The organism is Ruminococcus flavefaciens MA2007 (assembly GCF_000621845.1).
GTDB lineage: Bacteria > Bacillota > Clostridia > Oscillospirales > Ruminococcaceae > Ruminococcus > Ruminococcus flavefaciens_E.
The window spans coordinates 89,266-102,164 of the sequence record NZ_JHXF01000008.1 but is presented as its reverse complement, the minus strand read 5'-3'; the positions used below and the strand labels follow the sequence as shown (position 1 = coordinate 102,164).

The 12,899-nt window shown below is 49.2% G+C and carries 9 protein-coding genes; 4 read left to right on the top strand and 5 right to left on the bottom strand.

The features are described from left to right. Nucleotides 1-96 precede the first annotated feature (96 nt). Nucleotides 97-1,665, top strand: coding sequence for an SEL1-like repeat protein (locus T497_RS0104745; protein ID WP_028514635.1), 1,569 nt, complete (start codon nucleotides 97-99; stop codon nucleotides 1,663-1,665). A gap of 37 nt (nucleotides 1,666-1,702) precedes the next feature. On the opposite strand, the gene T497_RS0104740 is transcribed toward T497_RS0104745, so the two are convergent. Together T497_RS0104740 and T497_RS0104735 are read right to left on the bottom strand one after the other, a co-directional pair. Beyond that, the gene (locus T497_RS0104740; RefSeq protein WP_028514634.1) at nucleotides 1,703-3,601 is read right to left on the bottom strand and encodes a hypothetical protein; all 1,899 of its coding nucleotides are present in this window, start codon (nucleotides 3,599-3,601) and stop codon (nucleotides 1,703-1,705) included. Between the two features lie 12 nt (nucleotides 3,602-3,613). After that, nucleotides 3,614-4,174 carry an RNA polymerase sigma factor gene (locus T497_RS0104735; RefSeq protein WP_028514633.1) on the bottom strand — a complete coding sequence of 187 codons (561 nt, stop codon included), beginning with the start codon at nucleotides 4,172-4,174 and terminating at the stop codon, nucleotides 3,614-3,616. Nucleotides 4,175-4,422: 248 nt separating this feature from the next. Between T497_RS0104735 and T497_RS0104730 the strand changes: the two genes are divergently transcribed. After that, a complete protein-coding gene (locus T497_RS0104730) occupies nucleotides 4,423-5,280 on the top strand; it encodes a hypothetical protein (protein WP_028514632.1) in 858 nt (285 codons plus the stop codon). Between the two features lie 252 nt (nucleotides 5,281-5,532). On the opposite strand, the gene T497_RS0104725 is transcribed toward T497_RS0104730, so the two are convergent. Further along, entirely contained in the window at nucleotides 5,533-6,267 is a 735-nt protein-coding gene (locus T497_RS0104725) for a polysaccharide deacetylase family protein (RefSeq protein ID WP_037324478.1), read from the bottom strand. A 130-nt stretch (nucleotides 6,268-6,397) separates the two neighbouring features. On the opposite strand from T497_RS0104725, the gene T497_RS0104720 reads away from it, so the two are divergent. Together T497_RS0104720 and T497_RS0104715 are read left to right on the top strand one after the other, a co-directional pair. Further along, nucleotides 6,398-6,673, top strand: a complete 276-nt coding sequence (locus tag T497_RS0104720) for a hypothetical protein (protein WP_143186596.1) — start codon at nucleotides 6,398-6,400, stop codon at nucleotides 6,671-6,673. Further along, a complete protein-coding gene (locus T497_RS0104715) occupies nucleotides 6,660-7,244 on the top strand; it encodes a hypothetical protein (protein ID WP_028514629.1) in 585 nt (194 codons plus the stop codon). The genes T497_RS0104720 and T497_RS0104715 overlap by 14 nt, the downstream gene beginning before the upstream one ends. 177 nt (nucleotides 7,245-7,421) lie before the next feature. Here T497_RS0104715 and uvrB read toward each other — a convergent pair whose 3' ends face one another. Both uvrB and carB read right to left on the bottom strand, forming a co-directional pair. Continuing rightward, entirely contained in the window at nucleotides 7,422-9,383 is a 1,962-nt protein-coding gene (gene uvrB / locus T497_RS0104710; RefSeq protein WP_028514628.1) for an excinuclease ABC subunit UvrB, read from the bottom strand. Between the two features lie 276 nt (nucleotides 9,384-9,659). Then, on the bottom strand, nucleotides 9,660-12,851 hold the full coding sequence (gene carB, locus T497_RS0104705) for a carbamoyl-phosphate synthase large subunit (RefSeq protein WP_028514627.1): 3,192 nt from the start codon (nucleotides 12,849-12,851) through the stop codon (nucleotides 9,660-9,662). Nucleotides 12,852-12,899 lie beyond the last annotated feature (48 nt).

Here is a 12,899-nt window from a genome sequence, read left to right as displayed (position 1 = left end):
GGATACCGGAGCGCTCTCTGCTCACACAGCTGAACACCCGTATCATCAAGGCTAAATTCAACACCGATACCAGATCATAATGGAGGAACATCTTTAATGGACGGCAAACTTTTCGCAGAGACCACTGACGCTGTCAGACAAGTCACAGAGCGCTTCGGCGTTAATATCCTCACTGACCACAAGCGTTTCTGCTCGGCTTTCTCAGACTTTGCGCCTAAGCTATCCAAGGAGAACAAGGCTTTCTTTGTGGCTCTCAGCGAGGACATAGGCGAGATATTCATAAGCGAGAACGCCGCTGTTATAAACGGCAGCAAAAGCGCCGAGGAAGTTATCCAGCGTGCCATGACCGATATCTGCGAATACCTCAACGAGGAAAAGGCAGAGCTCATCGCGCGGAGCATCGCTGCGGCTTTAGGCTGGCAGGCTGGCGAGGTACTCCCCGACAGCTCGGACATTCAGAGCAGCAGCTTCGTCAGCGGTTCTACTCTTATCGAGGACCTATTCCGCAGAGCTCAGAGCGGCGACAACGACGCCTGCTTCAATCTTGGCGAGTGCTTCTTCTACGGACGCGGAGTCAGTCAGGACTACGCCAAGGCTATACACTGGTATATACAGTCTTCTGACCGCGGCGATTGCAGCTCCCAGAAGAAATTAGCGGACTGCTACTATCTCGGACAGGGCACTGACAGAAACCTTGCAAAAGCCGCTTACCGCTACGAACAGGCTGCCGAGCAGGGCGATTACGACTCACAGAAAGCACTTATCCGCTGCTATACCATAGGCGGAAACGGTCTCAATGCTGACCGCAGACGTGCGGAATACTACTCCAAGCGCTACGGTATCCAGATAGAGGACGGCACCTCCAATGGACTTATGAAACGCGCTCAGAACGGCGATCCAGAGGCGCAGTTCACCCTTGGAAATATGTACCTCCGCGGCACAGGCATCGAGCAGGACTACGAAAAGGCTATATACTGGCTGAAAATGGCTGCGCAGAAAGGTCATGCCGCTGCTGCCTACAATGTTGCCTGCTGCTATCAGTCGGGTACGGGAGTTCCCGAGGACAAGATAACCGCCGCAAATATGTTCAGAGCGGCTGCGGAAAAGGGCGACCTTGACGCAATGAACAACCTGGGCGGCTGCTATATGTACGGCAGCGGCACTGAAAAGGACCAGTTCAAGGCGGCTGAATGCTACAGAAAGGCTGCGGAGGGCGGTCTGCCCAGAGCCCAGTACAACTACGGCGAGTGCTTATTCAACGGCTGGGGCGTTAGCAAGGATACCGCCGAAGCTGTAAAGTGGTACAAAGAAGCCGCTCATCAGAAAGACGCCAACGGACAGTACTCCTACGGCTGGTGTCTTTGCAACGGCGTGGGTGTTGCACAGGACATGGTCTCGGCAAAGGATATGTTCGAACTTGCCGCAGCTCAGCGAAATACCGCGGCGCAGAAGGCTTTAGGCTACTGCTTCACCAACGGCTGGGGCACGGCTAAGAACTTCGCCATAGCTGCCGAATACTTCGGAAAAGCCGCTGCAAACGGCGACAAGGAGGCGGCAGAGGTTCAGGTCGCCTGCTACAAATACGGCGGCGAGTACCTTGCGGTAAACGAGGCTAAGGCGCGTCATTACGCCGACCAGTACGGTCTGGACTATGATAATATATGAAAAAGGCTTCCCCTTAGGGAAGCCTTTCGCTTTATGCTCAGTAACTCGAGCTTTGTGTTATTTCGTATCCGTTTTCGTCAAGATACTTATATACCTCATCTGCGGCCATTGGAGCTTCTGCTTCGTCATTGAATTTGTAATTTGTCGCCTTGAAGCTCTCCAGCAGATAGCCCTCTCCAAAGTAATCATGGTCGGTACGTATCTCATAAGCAAGCCATAAACCTGTTTCAGCGTCAATATCCGCTGTGATATATCTTGGCTCATATTTTCCTTCACGTAGCTGTTCGTAACTGAAGCTTACGCTTGCTATACGTCTGCCGTTTTCATATCTTTCGCCTGTTACTGTCCACGGAGTTTCATTGATGATATACTCTATTCCATCTTTACTTACTTTACTGATCTCAAAGTCAACGAAGTTCAGACAGCCGCTCAATACAGGTCTGTCAGGCTTGGATTTGTACCACTTATAGTGTGTATCAACGCTTTCGATATTGCAATACTTTCCTTCATCATGCTGATTTTGTGCCGCAATATCATTCTGGTTTACATAAACATAGATATTGTTAAGGAATATTTTGTAAGTTCTGTCCCACGGCTCTCTTTCGTCCGAATACATCTCCTCATACATCTCTCCGTTCATAACGGTATTATCTATCTTTACAGTTCCGTTTGTTTCCCAGTCGCCAAGATTCTGACCGTACATTGCATGGAAAGTATGAATATCTGCCGAGAATTTATCATAATAATGTGTGGCGTTAAGGCTTCTCTCGCGGAGGAAATCACCTGTTAGCTCATCGGGAACAGAGTGTGCCTCGGTGGTTATAGTCCCGGTCACAGGCGTATATGCTACAGTTGTTGTGGCAGGCGATACGCCGTCAAGGACTTCAAGATCATACGCAGAATGAGCGTACTTAACATATCCTCCGTCAAGGACAAACTGCTTGAACTCAGCAGGAGCCATAGGCGCTTCAGCTTCATCATCGAATTTGTAATTAGTATACTTTACCTCATATACGACCTCTCCGCTTAAGTTTTTATATACCTCGTAAAGAACTATGCCTGATTCTGCATCAATATCAGCAGTAAACTTCATACTTGCACCGTTTGTCACAATGTCATGACCGCACTCGCCCTCAACAGTAACTATTCTTCTGCCGTTTTCCGTCTTGTCATCTTTTATGTCCCATTTGCTTGTATCATCGAGAAAAGACCAAAGCCAGCCGTAAATACGCGGAAGCTTATCAAGATTGATTTCTTCGCTGCCTGCGCCAAAGCTTACATCGTACCTTTTATTTTTTATATCGCCCTCATAGGTCTCATTTGTGTATATTCTGTATCCGTTGAATGAGTACTCATAGATGAGATTGTTTATTTTCTCCTCGTGGTCGGGCTCATCATAAATTATCTCGTTTCTGTTCCAGCCTGTTTTTGAATCATTATCCAGCTTACAGGAGCCCTTTATAGTATAAGGCTCAGATTTAGTGGAGGTGTCATACTCATTGCTTCTTATTTCATAATCGCATGAGAATTTATGGTAGCTCCAGTCACGACCTACAATATGCTGTATAGAATTTTTGTTTATTTCATAAGGGACTCCGTTTCTTGTAGTGTTCTCTGTTTCAGTAGTGCTTTCTGTATTTCTGCTATTGTTATTATTGAACCTGTCGTTCTTCATAAGCTTAAAGCCTGCAAGGACTCCGCCTGTAACAAGAACTGCCGCAGCCGCTATTGAAGCTATGCGAGTCATGCTTATCTTTCTGTCGTAATGCTCAACTCCGCTTACCTCGTCTGCAAAATCGCTGTCAGAGCTGCCCGAAACGCGCTCCATTACCTTTGCATATATCTCATTCTTCTTTGATTCCTCAGCCATGAGCTTCTCAACAGAAGCTTTGTCTGCATTCTGCAAGGTATCTATTATCTTCTTTTTGCTGTTCATATTTATCCTCCTTTACAGGGTGATGCCGTTTTCTTCAAGGAGCTTCTTCAAACGCTTCATAGCCCGTCCGCAGCGCACTCTCACGCCTGCTGCGTTCAAGCCTGTCATTTCTGCTATCTCCTTTGAGCTCCTGCTGTAGTAGTACTTCTGAATGATAATGACCGAATCGGGATAGCCCAGCTCGGATACGCATTTGAGGAGCTGCTCCGAGAGCTCGTTCTTTTCCGCCTCAGCCGCTACATCGGTATCCTCGGCTATCTCAGCCATATTCTCATCATCAATGGGATCGTTGAGCCCTGTTTTTGCGGCAAGCTTTCTCCGCATACTTATAGCAGCATTACGCGCCGCAGCTCCGATATAGGAGTTCAGAGCTCCTATATCGGAGCCTTTCAGCTTCATCATCACCGAAGCAAACACATCTATGGTACATTCGTCGCAGTCGTCGGGACTTCCGAAGCCTCTTAGTATTCTCTGTACAATAGTGTAGACATATCTGTAGTATTTATCGAAAAGTGCTTTTTGTCCCTGAGGCGGAGTATCCCGCATAAGCGTTAATATCTCGTTATCGGTCATATGCATTCTCCTTTGCTGTTTTTTCAGACTGGATCCGTCTTCACCTATAGTAACGCAGCCCTGTAGGAAAGTGTAACACTATTTTAGCATTTTTTTATTTTTTTTGCAAACATAAATTCCTTTTCACTGTAATATCTGCTCACTAACCACTAATCACTAAAAACTCCGACAGGCATATAATATCAATGAGGGAGGGAAACTTCCCTCCCTTAGTACGGCGGAGCTTCCGCCATATGGAGGATAATTATATGGCAACTTTTTTCAATCAGGCTACACTGTCCTATAACGGCACAGTTACAAGCTCTAATATAACCGCAGGCGAGATAATCGACGTTCTTTCAGCTTCAAAGAGCGCAGTTTCCGACACCTACACCGCAGACAGCGAGGTCGTTTATATCATCAGCCTTGTAAATACAGGTTCTTCCTGTTTCAGAGACCTTACCGTCACAGATAACCTCGGCGAATACAGCTTCGGAGAGAGCGGCACAGCCGTACCGCTGACCTACAATGAGGGCTCCCTGACCTATTATGTAAACGGAGTACAACAGGCAGCGCCCACTGTGACATCAGTTTCGCCCCTTACCGTTACGGGCATCAACGTGCCCGCAGGCGGCAATGCTATGCTGGTATATTCAGCTGAGACAAACAGCTTCGCACCTCTCGGCGAGAATGCTGAGATAGTGAATACAGCAACAGTCAGCGGCGACGGTATCAGCGATATCACAGCTTCCGAGACTATCACCTATGCCGAGGGCGTTGACCTTGCTATCAGCAAGTCCCTCAGTCCTGCGGCTGTAGAGGAAAACGGCGAGGTGACTTACACCTTTGTTATCCAGAATTTCGGCGCAGTCCCTGTTGAAGCTTCAGCTGATGTTGTTTTCAGCGATACCTTTGATCCTGCGCTCAGCGAGCTTACTGCTGAGTTCAACGGCGAAGCATGGGCTTCGGGTACAAATTATGCCTACGATCCCGATACGGGAATATTCACAAGCCTTGACGGTCAGATAACCGTTCCTGCGGCACAGTTTATCCAGAACGAGGATACAGGCGAATGGTCGGCACAGGCTGGCGTAAGCACTATCATCATCAAGGGCAGACTGGCATAAATGTAGGGGACGGCGTCCTCGACGTCCCACTCAAGGGAACGCCTTCTCTTGCAAGGCGACACTAATCGTGTCCGGCACCCTCTGTCCTTCGGACATCTCCCCATCTTATGGGGAGTCACTCTGCCAAAGGAACACAGTCCCTTTGGAATCCCGTTCATGTTTTCAGGAAGTAACTGCGGTATAAAAAATCTACTTGCTCATATGCGGATAATATTCGCCAGCAAAAACGGGGACACATAGTGTCCCCGTTTTTTATACCTCGAATCCCTTAGCACGGAAATCGTCAATAAGCTGTCCCAGTATCTCCGCATTTGTTGCCGAGACTGAGTGGAGCAGGAGTATCTCTCCGCCGTGTGCCGCGTCACCGAGCTTTTTAAGCCCCTCCGCAGGCGACGGCTGTGAGTTTGTATTCCAGTCCACATAGGCACTGCTCCAGAACAAGGTCTTATAGCCGCAGTTCTTTGCGGTCTCAAGAGCCCTTTCCGAGTACTCGCCGCAGGGACAGCGGAAATACTGCATCTCATAGCCGTAGTTTTCCATGACATAGTCGTGAAGCGACATTATCTCTTTCTTTGCGTCCTCATCGGAGAGCGTTGGCAGACTTGCGTGAGTCATGCCGTGATTCCCGAGGATATGCCCCTCGTCTATCATACGCTGAACAAGGTCGTGCTCCGTCTGTGCATAAGGACCTGTCAGAAAGAATATCGCCTGAACGTCCTTTTCTTTCAGTGTGTCAAGTATCTTAGCGGTATAGCCGTTTTCATAGCCCTGATCAAAGGTGATGATTATTCTTTTATCGTCCTCCGACAGGGCGAAGGCATCAAGGTCGCCGAATCGGCTGTTGAACTGCACTGCGTCTACGGGACGGTTGTTCTCGTCAACATTCGTACCCTGACCGTAGCCTATCTTAGTGTTATCGGCAGCATAAACTGCCGTACATGGCATGACAGCCGCAGTCAGCAATGCAGCGGAAGTGTTTATTTTCATAAGCATTTACCTCTGATTTTAAGTGCGGAATAACTCCGCAAAAGTATTATTAGCTCAAAGCAGCGAAAAAAACATGGATTTTTCTGCATTTTTCGATTTTTTCCGCATATTTATCTACAGAGGTGATAGTATGGAAAACGAGGATATCCTCGAAGATAACAGCGAGGACAGCACTGAAGCGCTTATTGAGTCCTACGACAGAAAGCGGAAAAACCGTGCCGACGATATCATAGCTACACAAGCAGTCATATGCATACTGCTCGGAGTCCTTTTTATTGCAGGAAATATGCTTTATCCCGATATTACCGGAGCTGTGTTTGCCAAGCTCCGCGGACTTGTGACTGAGGACAAAAACATCATAACCAACCCCATTGACCATATCCTGAGCTATATTGATAAGCTTTAGACTTGGAAAAGCCGCATTCCGCGTTCATTTTTCGTTTTTTGTATTCAATGCGCTGATATTCCTGCTCCGTGACAACGGACTTGTACTGGCTTTCTATACGGTCTGCGCAGTCCATGAAGCAGGACACATTGCGGCTCTTATGCTTGTGGGCGGACGTATCGGCTCTGTGGAGCTCAGCGGCTTCGGTATCCGCATGGAAAGGCAAAAAAGCCGCATGATATCCGCAAAAAGCAGTATTTTTGTGCTTCTTGCAGGACCTGCGGCCAATATTATGATGTATATTCTTATGAAGCTGACTGGCTGCGGCGGAACTTTTCCCCTGCTGAATCTTATGGCGGCGGCATATAATATGCTCCCCTACCGCAGTCTTGACGGCGGAGCCATAATAGCGGAGTTCACCGCAGGCACGATTCATGAAAGCAAAACAGAGACCGTACTTGCGGCGATAAAGCTAAGCTTTATCGCCCTTGCCGCCGCAGCTGCGGCGGCATACGGAAAAGGAACGATACCTCTGCTGATCGCGGCGTTAGCACTGTACATAGGAGATAAACGCACCAATAACAACTCTTAACGAAATCGAAAAAGCAGGGGGCAGCATTAGGCTGCTCCCCTTAACGGAAAAAGCGGGCTACCGAGCCGTAAAGTAACGGCTCATATTTGGTAACCTGCGATTCCGCCAAAGGGGGCTCCCCTTCCGCCGCCCCTGCAAAGCTAATGGATCAAATAATAATTTTGCAGTGCAAAATTATTATTTCTCCTGCAATTCCTTAATCTTATCGCGGAGATAAGCCGCGTGCTCAAATTCAAGCAGCTTCGCCGCGTTCTTCATTTCCACTGTGAGCTTGTCTATCAAACGCTGTTTCTCTACGGCTGAAAGCTTCTTCTTTTTCGTTTTTTCCTCAACCTTGTTCTTGGAGGTTATCTCCAGTACGTCGCGGACGTCCTTTATAATAGTTTTCGGCACGATACCGTGCTCCTCATTGAACGCCATTTGCAGGGAGCGGCGGCGCTCTGTCTCGGTGATAGCACGTTCCATAGAGCCCGTAACGCTGTCGGCGTACATGATGACCTGTCCCTTGGCATTTCTCGCCGCACGTCCGATAGTCTGTATAAGCGAGGTCTCGCTTCTCAGGAATCCCTCCTTGTCGGCGTCGAGTATGGCAATAAGGCTTACCTCAGGGATATCAAGTCCCTCACGGAGCAGATTTATTCCCACAAGCACATCGAACACTCCCTCGCGGAGGTCCTTGATTATCTCCATACGCTCGATAGTGTCGATATCATGGTGAAGATAGCGCACCTTTACGCCCAGCTTCTCATAATATGAGGTCAGGTCCTCTGCCATTTTCTTGGTGAGAGTAGTAACAAGAACTCGCTCATGACGCTCAACACGCTCGTTTATCTCAGAGAGCAGGTCGTCAACCTGTCCGTGAGTAGGCTTTACGATTATCTCAGGATCAACAAGTCCCGTAGGACGAATGACCTGCTCCACGATAGTGTCGGTCTTTTCGCGCTCTATCTGTCCCGGAGTAGCGCTGACGTAGATAGCCTGATGAATATGAGCGTTGAACTCGTCAAAATTCAGCGGACGATTGTCCATAGCGCTTGGAAGTCGGAAGCCGTAATCCACAAGAGTAGTCTTTCTTGCTCGGTCTCCTGCGTACATAGCCCTTACCTGCGGCAGAGTAACGTGACTCTCGTCCACGATAAGGAGGAAGTCCTCTGGGAAGTGATCCATAAGTGTCAGTGGAGTACTTCCTGCTGGTCTGCCTGCAAGGACACGGGAGTAATTCTCGACGCCGCTGCAATAGCCGACTTCGCGGAGCATTTCCATGTCGTAATGAGTACGCTGTTCAATACGCTGAGCCTCTATGAGCTTGTTGTTCTGCTTAAAATAGTCGATACGCTCTGCAAGCTCGCGGTCTATCTCGGTGAGAGCAGATTCAAGCTTTTCATCGCCCACAACATAGTGTGAAGCAGGAAAGATAGCCGCATGGGAAACTACCGCCTTTACCTCCCCTGTTATCACGTTTATTTCGGAGATACGGTCGATCTCGTCGCCGAAGTAATCCACGCGCACAGCCGTATCCGTTGACATTGCAGGGAATATCTCCACAACATCGCCGCGGACGCGGAAGCGGTTACGCTCAAAGGCTATGTCATTGCGCTCATAGCGTATCTTCACAAGCTCCGCAATGAGCTGGTCACGGGGCTTTTCCGCGCCCTGACGTATGGAAACGCACATGGAGCGGTACTCCTCAGGACTACCGAGGGAGTAAATGCATGAAACACTGGCAACTATGATAACGTCGCGGCGCTCCGCAAGAGCCGTTGTAGCAGAATGGCGGAGCTTGTCTATCTCGTCGTTTATGGAGGAGTCCTTTTCGATGTAGCTGTCAGTGCTTGGGACGTAGGCTTCGGGCTGATAGTAGTCGTAGTAGGACACGAAGTACTCAACGGCGTTGTCGGGGAAGAACTCGCGGAACTCCGAGCAGAGCTGTGCCGCAAGTATCTTGTTGTGAGCAAGGACAAGGGTAGGCTTGTTCACACGGGCGATAACATTTGCCATGGTGAAGGTCTTTCCCGAGCCAGTAACGCCGAGAAGTATCTGTTCCTTTTTGCCTGACTGTATACCGTTTACCAGCTTGTCGATAGCCTGCGGCTGGTCGCCTGCGGGAGCGTAGTTTGAGCATAGCTTGAAGTGATCCATAATACCGCCTTTCAGAATTGAAAATTGAGAGTTGAGAATGTAGGGGCGCACAGTGTGCGCCCGTATCTTTTGAGAAAAGAAATGTATGGGGCGATGTGGTCATCGCCCCGTAAGTGTATTATGTTATTTTGTGTATTGACGGCGTCCCGTCGCCCCTACAAAAGCGTGTATGTCACGGGCGCACACTGTGCGCCCCTACAGGCTAACGGCTAACAGCTTCGGGCGGATAATATCCGCCCCTGCTGTGGGCTGTCGAAGACGCCAGCCCCTACAGGTTTATATCTTGGTGATGTCAACTAATTCAACGTCGTTGATAGTTCTGCCCGATTCAAGCACCTTTACCAGCGATTTCGCCGTATCCACAGCAGTTAAACTACAGATAGAACGCTCTATGGACTTTCTTCTCATCTTAACGCTGTCGCGCTCGGGAAGTCGTCCCTTTGCAGATGTGGATATTACGTAGTGTATCTTGCCGCTGTCAAGGAGTGTTTCCACATTTGGCTCGCCGTCGGAGATCTTGCGGACAAGGTTTGCCGCTATCATGTTTCTGTGGAGGACGCTCTGCGTACCCGATGTTGCATAGAGCTCGAATCCCATACGCTCGAACTTGTCTGCGATAGGAAGTATCTCCCTCTTGTCGCTGTCACGGACAGAGATAAGAACTCCGCCCTCGCGCTTGAGGTCAAAGCCTGCGGCGATAAGTCCCTTGAGGAGCGCATCCTCAAGGTTTCTGCCGATACCGAGACACTCACCTGTTGACTTCATCTCAGGTCCCAGCATTGTATCAACGTTAGTCAGCTTCTCGAATGAGAATACAGGGACCTTAACAGCAACATAGTCGCCAGCAGGGTAAAGTCCGCTCTCATAGCCCATATCCTTGAGCTTTGCACCGAACATTATCTTTGTAGCGATATCCACCATAGGTATTCCCGTAACCTTGCTGATATAAGGAACAGTTCTTGAAGAACGTGGGTTTACCTCGATAACGAATACCTCGTGATTGTATACGACGTACTGGATATTTACCAGACCGATAACATTGAGCTCCTTGGAGAGCAGTCTTGTGTACTCAACGATAATGCGCTTGATACGCTCAGAAAGGTGCTGAGCAGGGTAAATGGAGATAGAGTCGCCCGAGTGAACGCCGGCACGCTCGATATGCTCCATGATACCTGGGATAAGGAAGTCCTCGCCATCGCAGATAGCGTCGACCTCGACCTCAGTACCCATCATGTACTTGTCGATAAGAACAGGGTTCTCTATATTATGGCTCATGATGATGCCCATATACTCCTTTACGTCTGCGTCGGAGTGAGCGATTATCATATTCTGTCCGCCGAGAACGTATGACGGACGGAGAAGCACAGGATAACCGAGGTCATTTGCCGCTGCAAGAGCTTCCTCTGTGTTCATAACTGTATGTCCGGCAGGTCTCGGTATACCGCACTTTTCAAGCACCTCGTCGAAACGCTCTCTGTCCTCTGCGGCGTCTATCATGTCAGCGGAAGTACCAAGGATACGAACTCCCATATCTGAGAGATAGCGTGTCAGCTTGATAGCTGTCTGTCCGCCGAACTGTACAACAACGCCGTAAGGCTGTTCGGTCTCGATTATGGACTGAACGTCCTCCTTTGTGAGAGGGTCGAAGTACAGTCTGTCGCCTGTATCGAAGTCGGTAGATACGGTCTCGGGGTTGTTGTTGCAGATAACTGCCTCATAGCCAAGCTCTTTAAGCGTCCATACGCAGTGGACCGAGCAGTAGTCGAACTCGATACCCTGTCCGATACGGATAGGACCGCTTCCGAAAACGATGACCTTCTTCTTGCCCTTATCGGTGCGCTCAATGAACTGCTTCGCCTCGTTCTCCTCGTCAAATGTGGAGTAGAAGTAGGGAGTCTCAGCCTTGAACTCGCCTGCGCAGGTATCAACCATTTTGTATACGGCACTCTTGTGCTTGGGGCACTTCTGTCCCGAAATACGCTCGATAGTGCTATCAAGGTAGCCGTACTGCTTAGCGATGTCGTACTTTTCCTCGGTGAGCTCGCCCTCAGCAAGCCATTTTTCAAGCTCTACAAGATTAAGGAGCTTATAGAGGAACCAGTTGTCTATCATGGTTATCTCATGTATCTCTTCCGGAGTAATGCCGCGCTTGAGCGCCTCAAATACGCAGAATGAACGCTCGTCGTCTATAACGTGGAGCTTCTCGCGTATCTCCTCAGTGGAGAGCTTTGCAAGCTTTTTGAGGTTCATGGTGTCCATGCCAAGCTCGATAGAGCGGACAGCCTTCATCATAGCCTGCTCGAAGCTTGTACCGATAGCCATTACCTCGCCTGTAGCCTTCATCTGAGTGCCGAGAGTACGCTTGGCGTAAACGAACTTATCAAATGCCCACTTCGGGAACTTGATAACTACATAGTCCAGAGCAGGCTCAAAGCAGGCATAGGTCTTGCCTGTTACCTGATTGATTATCTCATCAAGAGTATAGCCGATAGCTATCTTTGCTGCGGTCTTTGCGATAGGATAGCCCGTAGCCTTTGAAGCCAGCGCAGATGAACGTGAAACTCTGGGGTTTACCTCGATAACAGCATACTTGAAGCTTGTGGGGTGGAGTGCGAACTGACAGTTGCAGCCGCCCTCGACTTTAAGCTCCTTGATGATGTTGATAGCTGCTGTACGGAGCATCTGGTACTCTCTGTCGCTGAGAGTTACGGCAGGTGCGATAACGATACTGTCGCCTGTGTGAACGCCTACAGGATCGAAGTTCTCCATGGAGCATACTGTGATAACGTTGCCCTTTGCGTCACGGATAACTTCAAACTCTATTTCCTTCCAGCCGCTTATGCACTTCTCAACAAGTATCTGTGTGATAGGCGAAAGACGAAGTCCGTTTGTAGCGATGTCGCGGAGCTCCTCCTCGTTCTGGGCGATACCGCCGCCTGTTCCGCCGAGAGTAAATGCAGGACGTACGATAACGGGATAGTGTATCACCTGTGCGAAGTCAACTGCGTCCTCAACGGTCTCAACGACCTTTGAAGGGATACAGGGCTCGCCTATTTTCTCCATGGTGTCCTTGAAAGCCTGTCTGTCCTCAGCCTTGTGGATAGTCTCGGGATCAGCGCCGAGAAGCTTTACATTGTGGCTGTCGAGGAAGCCCTCCTCAGCAAGCTGCATGGACAGTGTAAGACCTGTCTGACCGCCGAGGGTGGAGAGGAGACTGTCGGGCTTTTCTATTTCAATGATACGCTTGATAACGTCAAGTGTAAGGGGCTCGATGTAGACCTTGTCTGCCATAGCCTTATCGGTCATAATTGTAGCAGGGTTAGAGTTTACGAGGACTACTTCAAGTCCCTCCTGTTTAAGTGCACGGCAGGCCTGAGTACCTGCGTAGTCAAATTCGGCAGCCTGTCCGATAACGATAGGACCCGAGCCGATAACAAGAACCTTTTTTATATCACTTCTGAGTGGCATTTCTATTACCTCCAAATAAGTAGTAAGTAGTATTGTAGGGAACGGCGT